Below are 18,427 nucleotides of genomic sequence, written 5' to 3'. Positions count from 1 at the left end.
TTTTCAGAGCTTGCGGGCATCGGCCGGAATGAGCAGCGGCGCCGCGAACCGCCAGATCTCCTCGGCGGCATCGAATTCCAGTGACACCGCCGATCCCGGAGTTCCGGCCCACCGTTCCGGAACAGGCGTGCCCGGCCACGTGTGGCCGCCGCCGAAGACAGTCCATTCCATGACCACGGTGCCGCCGGTTCCCCGGCTCACCGCGGTGCGGGTCGACCCCTGGGTGGTGACGGTCTCGCCCGGCCCGGCGCAGCCGTCGACTTCGCGCCAGTGCCGCGCCGATTCGGTCAATCCCCAGGTGCGGCCGCGCAGTTCGCCCCCGGGACCGCGATGGCGAGAAAACCCGCCGGTCAGCGGGACCATGGGATCCGCGTCGCCGTTGATGAGCACCGCCGACACCGCGTGCCCGGGCCGAATTCCCGCCAGCGCCTCCGGGAATCCGCCCGCCACGGCGGCGAACACCGCCACCCGGTCACCGGCCTCGACCGCCATGCGGTGGGCCATGAACGCGCCATTGGAGATCCCGGCCACCACGGCGCGGTCAGCCTGCGTCTCGAATCGCTCTGCGCACCAGTCGATCACGGCGCGCAGGAAGGCGACATCATCGACGCCCGCCTCGTCGGCGGTGGTCACTCCGCGGCCGTCCGCCCAGCATCCGCCCCACCCGAGCGGATAGGCGACTCCGATCCCCCACTCGTCGGCATGGCGCGCGAAGCTGGTCCACTCGTACATCAGCGGTTCCGCCGGCGCGTCCGTCATGCCGCTCTGATTGCCGTGCAATACCAGCACGATTGGCGCGTTCTTCCGGCTCGGCGGCCGAATTGCGAAGGCCCGTCGCAGGCCCTCGATTGTCACTTCCGCCTCGACCAGGTCAACTGCCACGATCGTTCCTCCTTGCGGGCCGGTCTCCGAAGCCAGCCCCACAGTAGGCGGCGAAATCCGGCCGCGCACATGCTGGGGTTTTGCCGAAAACAGGCGCAAAAACGCTGGTAGAAGCACCGATCACGGACGAATAGCCCAGTGGTTACAAAAATCCCGAAACGCCGTGAAGCTCGGCCGCAAGTGGTACGTATGAAATTGCTACTGAGTTGCCAGCAAGTCTCGCGATAGCACTTCTACCAGCACGGAAGAAGGAGCGATGATTACAAAACGATTGGTAGCAGCCAGCATTTGCGCGGTCGCGGCAACGGGAACGGTGTTCACCGCCGGTGTCGCCTATGCTGACCCGCTCGACCTCGATCCGGCGCCCGCCGCCACCGCCCCCGTCGACGACCCGGACGTTGTCATGCACCAGTGCAACGCCATCATCGGCGCGCTCGTCGGCGGATTGATCGGCGGCACCCTGAGCGCCTTCCCCGGAGCCGCGATCGGCGCGGGCATCGGCGCGCTGGTCGGCTGGTCCCAGCTCACCCCGCCCGGACCGCCATTGGCCTGTTGGAATCAGGTGCCGCCCGCCTGACGAGCCGGACACCGCGCCGGAGGCCGTGACTCCGTAGGGTTTCGGCTCATGACGCGTTATCACCGTATCGCCGCACAGGATCTGGGGCGGTTGGGAGCCTTGAGTGACGGCATCTTCGCCGTCGCCATGACACTGCTCGTCCTGGAGTTGCACGTCCCCGCCGCCCAGGCGTGGCACGAGCGGCTGCTGTGGTCGGATGGCGCGGTGTCGGCGGAGGAACCGGTATGGCATGCGCTCACGCATGTCGGACCGCAATTCCTCATCTGCTTCCTGGGTTTCCTGACCCTGGGCATGTTCTGGATCGGCCAGCAGACCCAGTTGAACCTGCTGGCCCGCGCCGATCGTTCCCTGACGTGGATCCACCTCATGTTCCTGTTCGGGATCGCCATGGTGCCCTTCGCGACCGCGCTGCTGGGCGCGTTCCCGCAGTCGCGGCTCGCGCTGGTCGTCTACTGGGTCGACCTGCTCTACCTCGGGCTCGTGCAATTGGCGAGTCTGCGCTATGCGAGCCGCGCCGGGCTGCTCGCGGAAACCACTGTGCCCGAGGACCTGCGGGCGATCCGCGATCGCATCGCCATCGTGCAGGTGCTGTACGCGGTGAGCGTGGCCCTGTGCCCGCTCAGCACCTACCTGAGCATCGGCCTGATCATCGCCCTGCAGGTGAATTCCGCTGTGTCCCCGCAGATCCGCCCGCTCAACCGCTTCTGATCAGGGGAGGTGGGCGTGCAGGAAGTCGAGGGCGTCGGGCAGTGAGGCCAGGAACGCGCCGCTGTGGTCCTTGCCCGGGTAGGCGGTGACCGACACTCTCACCCAGGGGTTGTGGGACTGCAGCTCGGGACCGTAGGCCGGGGTGTCCGCCGGGGGGACGTCGATGTCGGCGGTGCCGTAGCCGATCATGAGGTCGGCGGGGATCACGTCCTCCTGGTAGCTGACCAGGGATCGGATGTCGGCTTCGAAGGTGGGAGTCGGGTTGTCGGGATCGGCCACCAGGGCTGCCGGGCGGCGGCCTCCGGCATCGGCCACTAGGTCCGAAAGGCATTCGGTGGCAGCCTTTTCCACGTATTCCCGCCCGAAGTCGGACAGGTACGGGGTGACGCTGCCGGGATTGAGCTCCTCCAGCGCCGCGAGGTAGTAGCCCGCGTAACCGACCTGATTGGCCGAGCCCGTGGAGGAACTGCGGAACATCTCGCGCAGGCTCTTGGGCGGGTTGGTGCGCAGACCGGTGGCGATGACACCGGTGAGACCCGGTGCGACCCTGGGGTTCCGGGCGTAGGCCGCGGCGGCGCTCATCACCGCATGCGCCCCCTCGGACTGGCCGACCAGGACATAGTGGCCGGTCAGCGGAACCGGAAGCGACCGCACGGCGGTGACGGCGTCGAGCATGGAGCGAGCCTCGACAGCGGTGTTGTAGTAGCTGAAATTGCCGCCCGTACCCAACCCCTGATAGTCCGGAGCCAGCACCGCATAGCCGCTGTCGAGAATCCCGTTGAAGTACCCGCGATTTCGAGCGGACTGGGTGCGATGGGACGGCGCACAGTCATTGCCGATCCCGATGGTGCCGTGCCCCCAAACCACCAGCGGCCAACCACCCGCGGGCGGCAGACCCGCAGGCAAGTACAGCCCGGCGGTGGCCCGAGCCTGATTGCCGCGCTGGTCGAGCGTCGAATAGGTGAACCCCAGCGACACGGCGGCCTTGTCGAAAGACCATGCGCTGTTCAGCAATTCGACGCCGCTGATGCGCCCGAGCTCACTGCCGTCCGCCATGGCGGGCGCGGCGGTCGCGGTCAGCGCCGCACACGCACTCACCGCCCCCACAGCCAACGCGGCCTGCCGAACAACGGACCCGACCCTGCGGCGAACTGCCATGGCCACCACTCCCTCTCGCAACCCTGAGACCATACCGCGCACCCCGGTCCCACCGAACGACGCTTGATCACGATTGGCGCGCTGTGTCCCCACGCGGGCGCGCCGCAGGTCGAGACTGCCGCCGGTGGCAAGGTGCGTAGACCCGATACGGCAACGACTACGTGCGGGCCCTCGGCGGTGCGGACCTGATCACGACCAGCGGGCGGTGTACTCGGCGAGGGCGCTCTGGAGATGGAGTTCGTCGACGGCGGCGAGGTGCGATGGGATCGGCACCCTGATGTCGAGTGTGGAGAGGCAAGCGATGAGCGCCGTGTGGATGCCCCAGTGGACGCCGGGCGGCTGGGCGAGCAGATCGGACAGTGCGTGGATCTCCTTGACCGCGTTGAGTTTCGTCAAGGCGTGGATGGATTCGTATCGCACAGCTTCGCGCGGATCCGACCGGACCAGTTCGACGAGTCGATCCACCGCGACGTCGCCGACATGAGCCACGTAGGTCTGCACCATCTCCTGGGCAGCGGTTCCCGTGACGGTCGGCAGCAACCGCCAGGCCAGCTCACCGACCGCGGGGTCGGCAGGAAGCAGGGAGAGACAGTAGATCGCCATCTTGCGGACGTTGGCGCTGCGGTCCTCAGCCAGAGTCATGAGGTTGTGCGCGCGGTCCCAGTCAGCCAGTGCGGAACAGCCGATTTCGCGGACCAGAGGGTTCGGGTGTGCCATCAACCGCGCGGCCGTCCGGCTCCGCGCCCCAGGGTCGTACCCGGTCCAATCGCAGGCACGCAGCGCCCGTTCGAGCTCTTCCCGATCGGCATCCGGATCGTCGAGCAGTGCCACCAACTCGGGTTCGGGCATCACCGCGGGCCTTCGGGAGCCGCGCGGCACTCCGGGCTCACGTACCGACATCTGGTCCGGCCAGGCGACCAGGTCATAAACCGGCCTCATCCATTCCCGCAGCAGGGCAACGTCTTTCGCATCCCCTATCGTAACTGCCGATTCGAACGTGTCACGGAGGTCATCGAAGGTGATCGTGGCGGCTTCGCGGATCCGCTCGTCCTCACCCGTCCGCAGTTCCGCGACGCCACGCAGGACCCGTTGCGTCGGGTAGTAGCGCAGCGTATCGAGGGCCGCCTCCGCCAACTCGACCGTCTCGTCGCACGCGGCCGCGAGCAAGCCCGGCTCTGCCGCGATGGGCTCGCTCCAGAAGCACGCCTCCACTGCGGCCCTTCGTACTTCGGGGTCGAGGTGTGCCAAGGCGCCGACGAGCACCGGCACGAATTCGGCCTCTTCGAACCCGAAACTCATGGACAGCACGGCCGTTGCCTGCATGGGATGTGTGTCATCGCTTGCCACGGGGACCAGGAGGTCGGCCTCGGCACGGGTCATGAAGCGCAGGGCGTGCCTCCTGACCACGGGATCGGCACTGGCCCACCAGTTTCGGCGTTGTTCACCGGTGGTCGTGTCGTCGAAGCCGTCCAGCACCCGCGAGGCACGGTTCCGAATCGGCTCGGGAAGAGCCGTGTCGAACACCGCCGCGAGCAACCGTGGAATCGACCTGTAGTCCTCGGCTTGCGCGAGCTCGTCGAGCTCCTCGGGTGTCATTCGAATTCCTGTGCCTGTGCGACCAAATCGAAGAATACCCAGACGCCGCCCTTCTGGTACGAATCCGGGGACTCCGAGCCGCCGAGGAAGGGGTAGGGGGTGGCGATGTAGACCTCGTTGTCGGCGAGGGGGCCGAGGCGTTTGCGGATTTCGGCTACGTGTCGGGGTTGGAGGACGTAGGTGATGACGTTGGGGTCGAAGAGGACGTCGGTGACGAATTCGGTGATCTCGGTGTAGGAACCGTAGGGCTTCACGCCGGGGCTGTAGGGGTCGAGGATGCCGTATTCGCCGGTTCGGGTGCTCATGAGGAAGGCGTGCCCGAGGTCCGAGTAGCCGACGACGGTGTCGTATCGGGGGTAGTGCTCGGCCCAGGCCGGCATGACGCGGTCCAACCGCTGGTCGCCGATCAATCGGAAGGGAACGCTGGTCACCGCACCCATCCAACCAGACTGACCGGGATTGACTATCGACAGGTTTCGCGGCACGGGGTAATGATCGGACCGGGCTGTCGGAGTGGAGGCGTGCGGTGGGCGAGGAATGGCGCGAAGCGGCTGAGCGGGTGCGCAACTGGGGGCGGTGGGGTGAAGACGACCAGCTCGGGACGTTGAATCTGCTCACGCCGGAACGGATCGCGCGGGCGGCGACCCGGGCCCGGCAGGGCCGGAGCATCCCGCTCGGGGTGCCGTTCGACGCGTACGGCCCGCAGGGCTCCAGCGGTATGCGACGCAATCCCGTGCACCTCATGGCCATCGACGGCGGGGACGCCGAGCTCGCCGCCCATCTGGCCGGGTGGGGCGGCGCGGCCGAGGCGCAGGTGGCGGGGATGTACGCGCACGGCCCGATGCGGTTCAACGATGACTACATGATCCTGCCGTTGCAGGCGGCGACGCAGTGGGACGCGCTCTCGCACGTGTACTACGACGGACTGCTCTACAACGGCTATCCGGCCACGGCGGTGACCAGTCTCGGAGCCACCCGGCTCGGCATCGAACAGGTCGCCGAGCGCGGCGGCGTGGTGGGCCGGGGCGTCCTGCTGGACGTCGCGCGGCACCGGAATCTGGACCGGCTCGAGGGCGGAGCCGTCGTCGGCCCGCACGAGCTGGAGGCGGTCGCCGGGGCACAGGGCGTCGCCCTCGAGCCCGGCGACATCCTCGTGATCCGCACCGGCTGGTGGACCCACTTCCTCGAGCACCGCAAGCAGTCCGAATGGTTCCGCGCCAGTCCGGGATTGAGCTGGCGCTGCGCGGAGTGGCTGCGCGAACACGACATCGCGGCGGTGGCGGTGGACAATCCGGCCGTCGAGGTGATGCGTCCCGAGGACGGCGTGATGCTGCCGCTGCACATGCTCGCATTGCGCGATATGGGCATGCCGCTCGGTGAGATCTGGGACCTGGAGGCGCTGGGCGCCGACTGTGCCGAGGACGGCGTGTACGACTTCCTGTTGTGCGCTCCCGCCCTGCGCATCCCCGGTGCGGTGGGCACCCCGATCAGTCCGGTCGCGATCAAGTAAGCGGGGCACCGGTTTTCAGAAGGCCGCCAGTACGCAGGCCCCGATGAAGAGCACCTGAACCAGTCCGCGCAGCGGCAGCGGCATCGTCTGGATACCGCTGCCCTCGCGTGCCGCGCGCACGTTCGCCGGGAAGAGGCAGACCAGCATCACTGCCAGGCAGATGGCGGCCAGCGGGGCGGCCCAGGGGATGAGAAGGCCGACGGCTCCGGCCAATTCGAGGAATCCGGTCACCGTGACCAGGGCGGCCGGGTTGGGCAGTCGCGGCGGGACCATGGCGATCAGGCCGTCGCGGCGCGGCTGCAGGAAATGCGCCGATGACGTGAGGGCGAACAGGGCGGCCAGCCCGAGGCGGGCCGCGTGCGGCCACGAGTCGAGCCAGTCGGTGGCGTGCAGCCAGCCGGCGATTCTCGCCAGGCCGGTGACGACAATGAGAACGATGAGCGGTGCCATCGCGGACTCCTCGGGAGAAAAGCAATCTAGACAGTGACAAGATAGGTTCGACCAGGGCAACTTGTCAATGTCTAGATTCTGGGCGAGCATCGAGGAGTGACGAAGAGCGCCTATCACCACGGAGATCTGCGGGCCGCCCTGCTGCGCGCGGCGGCCGAACAGATCGCGGCCGACGGGATCGATTCGGTCTCGCTGCGGGCGCTGGCGCAGCGGGCCGGGGTGTCGCATGCCGCGCCCGCGCACCACTTCGGCAATCGGCAGGGGCTGCTGACCGCGCTCGCCATCGAGGGATTCGAGCTGCTCGACGCCGAATTGCGCGGGGCCTCCGGGGATTTCCGGGAGGTCGCGGTGGCCTACATTCGTTTCGCGCGCCGCAATCCCGGGCATTTCGACGTGATGTTCCGGCACGATCTGCTGCGCTCCGACGATGAGCGATTGATCGAGGCCCGGAACCGGGCAGGGTATGAATTGCGCTCGGGGGTGGTCGAATTGGGAATTCCCGCGACCGCGGGACCCGCCGCCGAGCTGGCGGCCTGGTCCCTCGTGCACGGGTTCGCCACCCTGTGGCGCGAGGGGGCGCTGATGGATTCCGAACTCGGCGGCGATCCGGAGCTGCTGGCCCGCGCCATGGTCGCCGCCATCGAATTCACCGGGGCAGCGGGGACATAGCCTCGACGAACCGGCCGATGTGCGCGGCCAGCGCCTGCGGATTCTCCAGCGGCGAAAGGTGGCCAGTGTCGGGGATGATCCGCAGGGTCGCGGTCGGAATGTAGGGCCGCAGATGTTCGGTGAGCACCTGCGGCGGATCGACCCGGTCGTGTTCGCCCGCCAGCACCAGCACGGGAACCTCGATCCGGGGAACGATCGCCGTGAGATCGCGGGCGATGGAATCCAGGGCCCACGCCTCGTGCGCGGCAACCGAGCCCGCGAGGCTGTCCTGAATCACCCGCTCGCGCAGTGCGTCCGGGAGTGGCCGGTGCAGGAGCACCTGATCGAGCGATCCCGCGACGGCCGCGGCGTCGTCATAGGCGTGCACGAGTTGCCGCTGCCCTTCCGCGGTCACGGCCGGACGAGCCGGTGCCGGAGCGATCAGCACCACGCCCTCCAGACCGGGCAACCGGCGTGCGGCCAGCAGCTGGGCGACCTTGCCGCCCATCGAATGCCCGATCAGCACGAACCGCTCCGGCGCGAGTTCGGTGAGCAGGCACTGCGCGTCGGCGGCCAGCTGGTTGATGTCGTAAGGGCCGGGCAGGGTGCGGGATTCGCCCCAGCCTCGATGGTCATAAGTGACCATTCGCCCCGGATATTCAAGATGGTCGGCGAGCGGGTCGAAGGTGCGGTGGGATCCGCCCCAGTAGTGCAGGAAGACCAGCATCGGCACCTCGGACCCGCCCTCGTGCAGGTGAATCGGCAGCGAGCCCCCGGCCACGGCGATTTTTCTCATACCTCGACGGTATGGTCCCCAAACCCGTCCGGGCGAGGTAGATTCGTGACCTCTCATGGTCAATAATGGACAACCGATTCGAACCCTGCGCTACGCGCCCAAGGCCGACTCAACCACCGGCCTCGACCTGCTGAGCTTCGGCCAGGTGCGTCTCATGCCGGTGGCGGGCCGCGCGGTGGTCCGCGGCGACTTCCACGTCCTCGCCCGCTGCACCGCCGGAACCGGCAGCGTGACAGTCGATTTCGTCACCCACCCGGTCACCGCGGGCACCATCACCTGGATCCGCCCCGGCTGGACCCACCGCTGGGACGACATCGCCGACCTGCGGGGCTACCTGCTGCTCTGCCCCTCCGAACTCCTCCCCGCCGCCACGCTCGGCCACCTCCCCTCCCCCGCGACCCCGCCGAATCTCCGGGCAACCCCGTTGACCGACGCCGCCTTCGACCACCTGACCACCGAATACGCCGCGACCCCACCCGATCCCGCCATCCTGCGCCACCTACTCAGCGCCCTCACGCTGCGCCTGGCCGCCGCTCTCCCCGTACTTCCCGATTCGACCGACCTGTTCACCCGCTTCGCCCACCTGACCGAGCGCTACCACTCCGAAACCCGCGAAGTCTCCTGGTATGCCTCACAACTCGGCTACTCACCCCGCACGCTGTCCCGAGCCGTCCAATCCGCCACCGGCTCGACGGCCAAGCAGTACCTGAATTCCCGGGTGATCCTCGAAGCCAAACGGCTCCTGGCCCACGAACCCGTCACCACCGCCGAGTGCGCCCGCCGCCTGGGCTTCGACGACCCCGCCAATTTCACCAAGTTCTTCCGCACCCACGCCGCCACCACCCCCACCGACTTCCGCCTCTCCCTGTCCGGGTCCGTCCGGTCATCGCTTCCCGAACATGTACCAAGCCACGAATGACGCGGTGACGATCAGCAGCAGTGCCATCACGGCCAGGACCGGAGAACCCGAGTCCAACCAGGTGGGTGTCGGTGTGTTCATCGTGTCTCCCCTTCTGCGACCAGTATCGGGGGCGCTCGCGCTACCGCGCCAGCGAAAGGTGGATGTCACACCGGAGAGCCGGGCTCCGTCATTCAGGCGACCGAGTAATCGCCGAATGGAAGGACGTGATCCCCATGAACATCGCCTATCACATCGTCGGAATCGTGGCGGCCCTGTGGATCGGATTCTCCGGGTATTCGCTGTTCACGAAGCAGCAGTTCGTGGTCGACCCGCTGATCGAGTACGGGGTGCCGCGAACCTGGTGGAATTGGCTGGCCTCGGCCAAATCGGCCGGAGCGCTGGGCCTTGTCGCCGGGTTCTTCGTACCGGCCGTGGGTGTCGCGGCCGCGATCGGGTTGATCCTGTACTTCACCGGGGCCGCGATCACCACGGTGCGCGCCCACTCGTACAAGACTACGCCGTTCCCGCTGCTCTACCTGGCTCCCGCGGCCGCCACGCTGGCGCTGCAACTTGCCCGGTGAGGGCGCACGGCGGGTGTTAGCGTCGGCGCATGGTGAACCGACGCGATCTGCAACATGCTGTGGTGACGGGATTCCAACGGAGGGTGGGCAATCCGATCTTGCGTCGATTGCCCATCCAGACGTTGCTGGAGACCACCGGCCGGGTCAGTGGGCAACCACGGATCACGCCGATCGGCGGCCGGCGGGAGGGTGGATCGTTCTGGCTCGTCTCCGAGTTCGGGACGCGCTCGCAGTACGTTCGAAATATTCAGTCCGACAACCGGGTTCGCGTCCGGATTCGAGGCCATTGGTACACCGGTACCGCCCACCTGGTCCCCGAGGACGATCCCGTCGCTCGGCTCCGGTCGCTCCCGAAGGCCAATAGCACCGCCGTTCGCGCCTTCGGCACCGACCTGCTGTCCGTGCGCATCGACTTCGACTGAGGACCTCACCCGACGGGCGGGCCGAAAACCTGTGCGCCCCGGTGCCAGACCGACCAGGTGAGGGGAACTCCCGGGCGGTAGGCGAGATGGATGGCGGCGGGGGCGTCGAGAATGTGGAGGTCGGCGGTGGCGGTGGGCCGCAGGACGCCGACCGCGCCGGGGGCGGAGAGGTCGTGGGCCAGGGACAGCGCGGCTCCCGCGGTGGCGGCGTGGATCGCCTCGGCGATGGTCAGGCCCATTTGCAGGACCGCGGTGGTGACACAGAAGGACATGGACGTGGTGTAGGAGCTGCCGGGATTGGCGTTGGTGGCCAAGGCTATTCGGGCACCGGCGTCGAGGAGGCGGCGGGCGGGGGCCAGGGGTTGGCGGGTGGAGAGGTCGCAGGCGGGGAGCAGAGTGGCGACCGTGGTGGACGCGGCCAGGGCCTCGATATCCGAATCGGTGAGATGCGTGCAGTGGTCGACGCTGGCGGCACCGTGGTCGACGGCCAGTCGGACGCCGGGGCCGAGGGCCAGCTGGTTGCCGTGGACCCGCAGTCCGAGACCTCGGGATTTGCCCGCCTCCAGCACGCGGGCGGATTGCGCGGCGTCGAAAGCGCCTGTCTCACAGAAGACGTCGATCCAGCGGACGTGGTCGGCGACGGCGTCGAGCATCGGGCCGCAGACCAGATCGAGGTAGGTGTCGGCGGAGAAATCGGGCGGGACGACGTGGGCACCCAGGAAGGTGACCTCGTCCGCGACATCCGATGCCAGTGTCGCGCAGCGCTTTTCGTCGGCAACGGTCAGGCCGTAGCCGGTCTTGGTTTCCAGGTAGGTGGTGCCCTGACGGAGGGCCTCGGCGCGGAGACGGCGCAGGTTGGCGGCGAGGGTTTCGTCGGCCGCGTTGCGGGTGGCCTCGACGGTGGTGCGAATGCCTCCGGCGGAGTACGGGATTCCGCTCATGCGGGCGTCGAACTCGGCTGTACGGTCTCCGGCGAAGACCAGATGGGTGTGGCTGTCCACCCAGCCGGGCAGGACCGCGCGGCCGCCGACGTCGACACGATGATCGGCCTCCGGCGCGGACTCGGCCGGGCCGATCCAGGACACGCGATCACCCTCCACGACGATGGCCGCGTCGCGCATCACGCCGAATTCGGCTGTATTGGTGGTGAGTTCGCCGATTCCGGTGATGACCGTGGCGGCCGGGTTCACTGCCATAGCGCTCCGATCTCGGCTTCGAGAGTGGCGGGTACGTCGGGGATGAGGCGGTGGATGCGATCACGCACCACCCAGCGTCCCGCGATCATCACGTCCGTGACGTCGGATGCGGTGGCCGCGAACAGGATTCCTGCCCCGTCGATGCCCGCGGTGCGCACCGATGCGGTGTCCACGCACACCAGATCCGCGTCCCGGCCGGGTGCGATCGCGCCCAGATCGGTCCAGCCGGACGCGGCGTGAGCGGTTGCGGCGGAAAGCAATTCGCTCGCCTCGAAGCGTCCGCGCCGCCCACCGGCCAGGCGCTCGTGCAGTTCCAGCGCACGCGCCTCGAACCACGGGTCGATGATCGACTGGCCGTCACTGCCGAGGGACAGTCGCGCGCCCGCGTCGGCCAGGGCGCGGGCGGGGCCGATGCCGTCGCCGAGGTCGGCCTCGGTGCTCGGGCACAGACAGATCCATCCGGCGGACAGCTCGGCGATGTCGCCCGGGGTGAGGTGGGTGGCGTGCACCGCCACGGTCTTGGGCGTGAGAGCCCCTGCCGCCGAGAGCAATTGGGTCGGCGTGCAGCCGTACACCGCGAGGCATTCCTCGTTCTCGAGCGGCTGCTCCGACAGGTGCACGTGCAGCGGTCGACCGGCCGCACCGTGTACCACCGCGGGCATCTGCTCGGCGGGCACGGCGCGCACCGAGTGGATGGCCGCGCCGGTGCGGACCAGTTCCCCGGCCGGCTCGAAGGATTCGATCCGCCGCGCCCAGGCGTCGGCGTCGCCGTCGTCGAACCGCTGCTGCACCCCGGTGGTGGGCCGCCCGAATCCCCCGGCCAGGTAACAGACGTCGAGCAGGGTCAGCCGGATCCCGGCGTCGCCCGCCGCAGCGACCAGCGCGTGGGAGAACTCGTTGGGATCGGCGTACCGCTGGCCGTGTCCGGGATGATGCAGATAGTGAAATTCCGCGACGCTGGTGTACCCGGCGAGCACCATCTCCGCGTACACGGCCCGCGCGAGCCGATAGTAGGAATCCGGTTCCAGCCGCCGCGCCACCGCGTACATGCGCTCCCGCCAGGTCCAGAAGCTGCCGCGATCGGCATGGGTGCGGCCGCGCAGCGCCCGATGGAAGGCATGCGAGTGCGCATTGGCGAAGCCGGGCACGACCATACCGGAAAGCACTGTGCCGCTGGGCTTCTCACCCGGGGTGACCGCCGTGATGACCCCCTCGGCGATATCGATCCGCACTCCGTCGGCGACGCCGCCGGGCAGCCACGCCCGCGGGCACCAGTAGCTGCTCATCCGGCCAGGCTCCGCAGTACCCGCGCCAAATCCGCCGACCCTTGATCGATATCGGCGGGATCCGCGAATTCCTCGGGCGCATGGCTGATTCCGCTGGGGTTGCGGACATACAGCATCGCGGTCGGCACGAACCGCGCCAGCACCGCGGCGTCGTGCCCGGCTCCGGTCGGCAGCACCGGGGCATCCCCGAGCAGCGCGCGGAGCCGATCACGCAGTGCGGCATCGAAACTCGCCGCGCCTTCGTAGGACTCCTCGCGCACCTCGACCCGGCAGCCCTCGAGTTCGGCTGCCGCCCGGGCGTCCTCGGTGATCTCCGCGACCAGTTCGCGCACGTCACCGGGTTCCGGCAGCCGCGCGTCCAGCCACACGTCGACCCGCGACGCGATCACATTGGTCCCGCCCGGGGTGGGCACCAGCCGCCCCACGGTGGCGCGCGCCTCGGGTACCGCGGCGGCCGATCTCCGCACCGCACCGACCATCTCGGCCGCCGGAATCATGGGATCGCGCCGATCCTCCATGAGCGTCGTCCCGGCGTGATTGCCCTGGCCGGTGAAACTGAAACGCCAGCGCCCGTGCGGAATGATCCCGCTGCCCACGGCGATCGGCGCGTCCAGATGCACCAGCCCCCGCCCCTGCTCGACATGCAGTTCGACGAACGTCCCTATCCGCCCGAGCGTTTCCTCGTCCCGTCCGAAATGCGCGGGCTGATGCCCGGCGGCCCGCGCGACGTCGGCCAGGGTGTCCCCGTTCCCGTCCCGCAGCCCCAGCGCCCGCTCCGCCGCCAGCGTCCCGGTCAGCAACCGCGACCCCAGGCACGGCACCCCGAACCGCCCGCCCTCCTCCTCGGCGAACACCACGATCGCCAACGGCCGCCGCGGTGTGAACCCCTGCGCCCGCAACAGATCGAACGCGGCGAGCGCACTCACCACCCCCAGCGGCCCGTCGTACGCGCCACCGCCGGGCACCGAATCCAGATGACTCCCGGTCACCACCGCATCCGGCCCCGGCCGCCCGAACCAGGCCCACACATTGGCATTCCGGTCCACCTGCACCTCGAGCCCGCGAGCCCGCGCCGCCCCGCCGAACCACTCCCGCAACTCACCCTCGGCAGTGGTGAACACATGCCGCGAATATCCCCCGCGCGCACGATCCGCCCCGACCCCCGCGATCTCGCCCAGCAGGGCGTTGGCGGACTCCGCCCTCCCGTCGCCACTCACCGCGCGTCCCGGCGGACCCGCACGACCACCCGCCCGAGTGCGGCCGACTCTCGCGCGCTCGCCGACCCCCCAACGCCCGCCCGGCTGCGCGCCCGCTCCGCGCGGACGCCACTCCCGCACTGTCCCGCCTCCCGCACTCCGCCTGTCTTCTCGATACGACGCATGTATTCATGCCTTCCCACAGCGGAATCCGGATGCTCGGTTCTTGCGCGCTCGCCGACCTCTCGTGCCTGGCCGGACGCACCGCTCCCGGGGACGCCACCCCGACACTTCCCGGGCGTCCGGAATTCACGCGGCTGCTCGCTGTTGCGCATGTACTCAGCCTTCCCACAGGGGTATCCGGACGCCTGTGCCCCGGGCGACGGTCTCCGCCTCCGGGTATCCGGCGTCGACGTGGCGCAGCACGCCCATGGCCGGGTCGTTGGTGAGGACTCGGTCGATCTTCTGGGCGGCCAGTGGGGTGCCGTCGGCGACGGTGACCTGGCCGGCGTGGATGGAACGGCCCATGCCGACGCCGCCGCCGTGGTGGATGGAGACCCAGCTGGCTCCGGAGGCGGTGTTGACGAGGGCGTTGAGGAGGGGCCAGTCGGCGATGGCGTCGGAACCGTCGGCCATGGACTCGGTTTCGCGGTAGGGGGAGGCGACCGAGCCGCAGTCGAGGTGGTCGCGGCCGATCACGATGGGTGCGGAAACCTCGCCGCGGGAGACCATTTCGTTGAATCGGAGTCCGGCCGCCCGGCGCTCGCCGTAGCCGAGCCAGCAGATGCGGGCGGGCAGGCCCTGGAAGGCGACGCGCTCACCGGCCAGGCGGATCCAGCGGGCGAGGGATTCGTGTTCGGGGAACAGGTCGAGGATGGCGCGGTCGGTGGCGGCGATATCGGCGGGGTCGCCGGACAGCGCGACCCAGCGGAAGGGGCCCTTGCCCTCGCAGAAGAGCGGGCGTATGTAGGCGGGGACGAAGCCGGGGAAATCGAAGGCCCGCTCGTAGCCCGCGAGCTTCGCCTCACCGCGAATGGAGTTGCCGTAGTCGAAGACCTCCGCGCCGCGATCCATGAACCCGACCATCGCCCCGACGTGAACGGCCATGGAATCCCGTGCGCGCCGGGTGAATTCGTCCGGCTTCTTGCTCGCATAGTCGTCCCAGTCCTCGACGGCGATGCCGATCGGCAGATAGGTCAGCGGGTCGTGGGCCGAGGTCTGGTCGGTCACGATGTCCACCTCGACCTCGCGCCGCAGCAGCTCCGGCAGCACCTCGGCGGCATTGCCGATCAACCCCACCGACAGGGCCCGCCGCTCGGATCTGGCGGCGAGCACCCGGCGCAGCGCGTCGTCGATATCGTCGGCGATCTCGTCCAGATACCGGGTCTGCACGCGGCGGCGGGCATGCTCCGGATTGCATTCGACGCACAGCGCCACCCCGCCGTTCATGGTGACCGCCAGCGGCTGTGCCCCGCCCATTCCGCCGAGACCCGCGGTGAGCGTGAGCGTTCCGGCCAGACTGCCGCCGAATCGCTTGGCCGCCACCGCCGCGAAGGTCTCGTAGGTGCCCTGCAGGATCCCCTGCGTCCCGATGTAGATCCACGACCCCGCGGTCATCTGCCCGTACATGGTGAGCCCGGCCGCCTCCAGCCGCCGGAACTCCGGCCAATTCGCCCAGTCCGGAACCAGATTCGAGTTGGCGAGCAGCACCCGCGGCGCCCATTCGTGGGTGCGCAGCACACCGACCGGCTTGCCGGACTGCACCAGCAGCGTCTCGTCCTCGCGCAGGTCGACCAGGGTGCGGGCGATGGCGTCGAAGCTGGGCCAGTCCCGGGCCGCCTTGCCGGTGCCGCCGTAGACGACCAGATCCTGCGGCCGCTCGGCGACCTCGGGGTCCAGATTGTTGTGCAGCATGCGCCAGGCCGCCTCGGTCTGCCAGCAGCGTGCGGTGAGGGTGGTGCCGTGGGCGGCGCGAACGGTTCGATTCATGACGAGATCCCCAGTTCCAGAAGGTGATCCGCCGACCCCGACCGCACCAGGTCGGCGACGGCGGCGATGTCCGGCGCGAGGTGCCGATCCGGCCCGGGCCCGGGTACCCGTTCCCGCACCAGATCCCGCAGCGCACCCGTCGCCGGGGCGGGCCGCAGCGGTTCCCGGAAGTCCAATGCCCGTGCCGCGGTGAGCAATTCGATGGCGAGCACGGTGGTCAGCCCGTCCACCGCCCGGCGCAGCTTGCGGGCGGCCGCCCAGCCCATGGACACGTGGTCCTCCTGCATGGCGCTGGACGGGATCGAGTCCACCGAGGCCGGTACCGCGCACCGCTTGAGCTCCGACACCACCCCGGCCTGCGTGTACTGCGCGATCATGTACCCGGAGTCGACGCCCGGATCGGCGGCCAGGAACGCGGGCAGCCCGTGCGATCGGTGCACGTCGAGCATGCGGTCGGTGCGACGCTCGGCAATGCTCGCCACATCCGCCACGGCGATGGCGAGGAAGTCCAGCACGTATCCCACGGGCGCACCGTGGAAATTGCCGTTGGACTCCACCCGCCCGTCCGCCAGCACCACCGGATTGTCGATGGCGGAACACAATTCGCGCTCGGCGACGGTCTCGGCATGAGCGAGCGTGTCCCGCGCCGCGCCGTGCACCTGCGGCGCGCACCGCAGCGAATACGCGTCCTGCACCCGCGGGCAGTCCTCGCCGCGGTGACTGGCCACGATCTCCGACCCGGCCAGCGCCGCCCGCATGCGGCCCGCCGCCACCGCCTGCCCCGGATGCGGCCGCAGCCGCTGCAGCTCGGCCGCGAACACCCGATCGGTCCCCAGCTGCGCTTCCACGCTCATGGCGGCGGTGAGGTCGGCCAGATCGAACAGCCGCCGCAGGTCCGCCAGGGCGAGTACCAGCATGCCCAGCATGCCGTCGGTGCCGTTGGTGAGGGCCAGGCCCTCCTTCTCCGCCAAGGTGATCGGCGTCAGCCCGTGCTCGGCCAGGACCGGCGCGATGGGCCGCGGCCCGTCCGGCCCGAGCACCGCGCCCTCGCCCATGAGGGCCAGCGCCACCGCGGCCAGCGGGGCCAGATCGCCCGAGCAGCCCAGCGAACCGTATTCCGGCACCACCGGGATCAGCCCGCTGTCCAGCAGTGCGGCCAGCGCCCGCGCGGTCTCGGGGCGCACCCCGGTGTGCCCGGACATGAGCGTGCGCAGGCGCAGCACCATCATGGCCCGCACCACCTCGGGTTCGACCGGCGTGCCCGCCCCGGCGGCGTGCGAGCGAATCAGCGAGCGCTGCAGGTCGATTCGCCGATCGGGCGGGATGTGGCGCAGGGCCAGCGCGCCGAAGCCGGTGGAGACCCCGTAGACCGGCCGGTCGCTGTGGGCCAGCTCGTCGATGTGGCGACGCACCCGCGCCAGCTCGGCCAGCGCGTCGGCGGCCAGCTCCACCCGCGCCCCGTGCCGCGCCACCGCCACCACCGCCGCCGGGCTCAAGGGTCCCGCGCCGACCGGCACCCGCTCGGTTCCGATTCGCGTCATGGGCACCATTCCAGCGCCTCGGGCCCTCCGGATCGAGCACCCGCGACCGGGTTTCGTCTGGTATTTCAGACAGGATGGGTGGTGACATTCCCGCGCTGCGGCGCGGCCTGCGGGTGCTGGAGCTGCTCGCCCAGCGCCCGCACCCGGTACCCGCCGCGCTCATCGCCCGGGAGCTGGGCCTGCCCCGATCCTCGACCTACCAGCTGCTCAACGAGCTGCGGGCCGCCGGGTACGTGACGTATCTGGCGACCGAACGCAAGTATGGGCTCGGGCTGGCCGCCTTCGAGCTCGGCTCGGCCTACCTGCGGCAGGACCCGCTGGAACGGGTGGCCGCCCCGCTGCTGCGCGGGCTGGTGGACGCCGTCGGCGGGACCGGGCACCTGGGCATCCTGCACGGCAACGAATCGCTGTATCTGATCGAGCAGCGGCCGCGATGGCCGCAGACCCTGGTGACCGATGTCGGGGTGCGGCTGCCCGCGCAGCTGACCGCCACCGGCCGCGCCATGCTCGCCCGCCTGGAGTCGGCGCACGTGCGCGCCCTGTTCCCGAATCCGGCCGCGTTTCCGATGCGGACCGCGCGCGGCCCCCGCGATCTGCGCTCCCTGCGCAGCCTGCTGCAGATCGAGCGCGAGCGCGGGTGGTCGATCGAAGACGGGTACGTCACAACCGGATTCGCCACCGTCGCGGCGGCGGTCTTCGATCATGGGGGCCGCCCGATCGCGGCGATGAGCCTCACGATCCGTCATCACTGCCCGGCGGACGCCCCCGAATGCGGACAAACCTGGCCCGAACTCGCCGGTCCGGTGCGGGCCGCCGCAGCGGCGCTCACCGCCACGATCGGCGGCCGCCGACCAGTCCGGCCGGGCCGTCCGCACCGAACCACCTGAGCCGACCGAGCGGTCGAATCATGCAGCGCGGCAATCCCTCGCGGATTGCCGTGGAGCTGCGCGTTCTCCTCTGATGGGAATCCCGGATTGTTAGGATCGGCGG

General features: G+C 69.6%; 19 protein-coding genes. 8 read left to right on the top strand and 11 right to left on the bottom strand.

What is annotated here, in order from left to right; genetic code table 11:
• Positions 1–3: 3 nt before the first annotated feature.
• On the bottom strand, positions 4–882 hold the full coding sequence (locus GPX89_RS30130; protein WP_157391048.1) for an alpha/beta hydrolase family esterase: 879 nt from the start codon (positions 880–882) through the stop codon (positions 4–6).
• Between the two features lie 256 nt (positions 883–1,138).
• Here GPX89_RS30130 and GPX89_RS30125 point away from each other — a divergent pair, with 256 nt between their 5' ends.
• Both GPX89_RS30125 and GPX89_RS30120 read left to right on the top strand, forming a co-directional pair.
• Complete coding sequence (locus GPX89_RS30125) at positions 1,139–1,459, top strand: hypothetical protein (protein ID WP_157391047.1); 321 nt, start codon at positions 1,139–1,141, stop codon at positions 1,457–1,459.
• 48 nt (positions 1,460–1,507) lie between these two features.
• Positions 1,508–2,167, top strand: coding sequence for a TMEM175 family protein (locus GPX89_RS30120; RefSeq protein ID WP_157391046.1), 660 nt, complete (start codon positions 1,508–1,510; stop codon positions 2,165–2,167).
• Here GPX89_RS30120 and GPX89_RS30115 read toward each other — a convergent pair whose 3' ends face one another.
• From GPX89_RS30115 to GPX89_RS30105, 3 genes are all read right to left on the bottom strand, one after another.
• The gene (locus GPX89_RS30115) at positions 2,168–3,325 is read right to left on the bottom strand and encodes a lipase family protein (RefSeq protein WP_157391045.1); all 1,158 of its coding nucleotides are present in this window, start codon (positions 3,323–3,325) and stop codon (positions 2,168–2,170) included.
• Between the two features lie 189 nt (positions 3,326–3,514).
• Complete coding sequence (locus GPX89_RS30110; protein ID WP_198347657.1) at positions 3,515–4,861, bottom strand: hypothetical protein; 1,347 nt, start codon at positions 4,859–4,861, stop codon at positions 3,515–3,517.
• Between the two features lie 56 nt (positions 4,862–4,917).
• Entirely contained in the window at positions 4,918–5,352 is a 435-nt protein-coding gene (locus tag GPX89_RS30105) for a T6SS immunity protein Tdi1 domain-containing protein (protein WP_157391043.1), read from the bottom strand.
• Positions 5,353–5,447: 95 nt separating this feature from the next.
• On the opposite strand from GPX89_RS30105, the gene GPX89_RS30100 reads away from it, so the two are divergent.
• Positions 5,448–6,431: a cyclase family protein gene (locus GPX89_RS30100; RefSeq protein WP_328602458.1), complete on the top strand. Its 984-nt coding sequence runs from the start codon at positions 5,448–5,450 to the stop codon at positions 6,429–6,431.
• A 15-nt stretch (positions 6,432–6,446) separates the two neighbouring features.
• Here GPX89_RS30100 and GPX89_RS30095 read toward each other — a convergent pair whose 3' ends face one another.
• Positions 6,447–6,881, bottom strand: coding sequence for a DoxX family protein (locus GPX89_RS30095; RefSeq protein WP_157391042.1), 435 nt, complete (start codon positions 6,879–6,881; stop codon positions 6,447–6,449).
• 96 nt (positions 6,882–6,977) lie between these two features.
• On the opposite strand from GPX89_RS30095, the gene GPX89_RS30090 reads away from it, so the two are divergent.
• On the top strand, positions 6,978–7,550 hold the full coding sequence (locus GPX89_RS30090; protein WP_328602457.1) for a TetR/AcrR family transcriptional regulator: 573 nt from the start codon (positions 6,978–6,980) through the stop codon (positions 7,548–7,550).
• Here GPX89_RS30090 and GPX89_RS30085 read toward each other — a convergent pair.
• The gene (locus GPX89_RS30085) at positions 7,528–8,325 is read right to left on the bottom strand and encodes an alpha/beta fold hydrolase (protein ID WP_157391041.1); all 798 of its coding nucleotides are present in this window, start codon (positions 8,323–8,325) and stop codon (positions 7,528–7,530) included. The two genes, GPX89_RS30090 and GPX89_RS30085, sit on opposite strands and share 23 nt — an antisense overlap.
• Before the next feature lie 55 nt (positions 8,326–8,380).
• Here GPX89_RS30085 and GPX89_RS30080 point away from each other — a divergent pair, with 55 nt between their 5' ends.
• From GPX89_RS30080 to GPX89_RS30070, 3 genes are all read left to right on the top strand, one after another.
• On the top strand, positions 8,381–9,244 hold the full coding sequence (locus GPX89_RS30080; RefSeq protein WP_157391040.1) for a helix-turn-helix domain-containing protein: 864 nt from the start codon (positions 8,381–8,383) through the stop codon (positions 9,242–9,244).
• A 215-nt stretch (positions 9,245–9,459) separates the two neighbouring features.
• Positions 9,460–9,807, top strand: a complete 348-nt coding sequence (locus GPX89_RS30075) for a DoxX family protein (protein ID WP_157391039.1) — start codon at positions 9,460–9,462, stop codon at positions 9,805–9,807.
• A 29-nt stretch (positions 9,808–9,836) separates the two neighbouring features.
• Entirely contained in the window at positions 9,837–10,229 is a 393-nt protein-coding gene (locus GPX89_RS30070) for a nitroreductase/quinone reductase family protein (RefSeq protein WP_157391038.1), read from the top strand.
• Between the two features lie 5 nt (positions 10,230–10,234).
• On the opposite strand, the gene hutI is transcribed toward GPX89_RS30070, so the two are convergent.
• The 5 genes from hutI to hutH form a co-directional block, all read right to left on the bottom strand.
• Entirely contained in the window at positions 10,235–11,425 is a 1,191-nt protein-coding gene (gene hutI / locus GPX89_RS30065; RefSeq protein ID WP_157391037.1) for an imidazolonepropionase, read from the bottom strand.
• Positions 11,416–12,711, bottom strand: a complete 1,296-nt coding sequence (locus GPX89_RS30060) for a formimidoylglutamate deiminase (protein WP_157391036.1) — start codon at positions 12,709–12,711, stop codon at positions 11,416–11,418. The genes hutI and GPX89_RS30060 overlap by 10 nt, the downstream gene beginning before the upstream one ends.
• Complete coding sequence (locus GPX89_RS30055) at positions 12,708–13,928, bottom strand: allantoate amidohydrolase (RefSeq protein WP_328602456.1); 1,221 nt, start codon at positions 13,926–13,928, stop codon at positions 12,708–12,710. Before GPX89_RS30055 ends, GPX89_RS30060 begins: the two co-directional genes overlap by 4 nt.
• A gap of 318 nt (positions 13,929–14,246) precedes the next feature.
• On the bottom strand, positions 14,247–15,896 hold the full coding sequence (gene hutU / locus GPX89_RS30050) for a urocanate hydratase (RefSeq protein ID WP_157391035.1): 1,650 nt from the start codon (positions 15,894–15,896) through the stop codon (positions 14,247–14,249).
• Positions 15,893–17,437: a histidine ammonia-lyase gene (gene hutH, locus GPX89_RS30045; RefSeq protein ID WP_157391034.1), complete on the bottom strand. Its 1,545-nt coding sequence runs from the start codon at positions 17,435–17,437 to the stop codon at positions 15,893–15,895. Before hutH ends, hutU begins: the two co-directional genes overlap by 4 nt.
• A 74-nt stretch (positions 17,438–17,511) precedes the next feature.
• Between hutH and GPX89_RS30040 the strand changes: the two genes are divergently transcribed.
• Entirely contained in the window at positions 17,512–18,324 is an 813-nt protein-coding gene (locus GPX89_RS30040) for an IclR family transcriptional regulator (RefSeq protein WP_157391033.1), read from the top strand.
• Positions 18,325–18,427: the final 103 nt, after the last annotated feature.

The organism is Nocardia terrae (assembly GCF_009760405.1).
GTDB classification, from domain to species: domain Bacteria; phylum Actinomycetota; class Actinomycetes; order Mycobacteriales; family Mycobacteriaceae; genus Nocardia; species Nocardia terrae.
The sequence above is the reverse complement of the archived record's forward strand: the minus strand, read 5'-3'. Positions and strand labels throughout refer to the sequence as shown.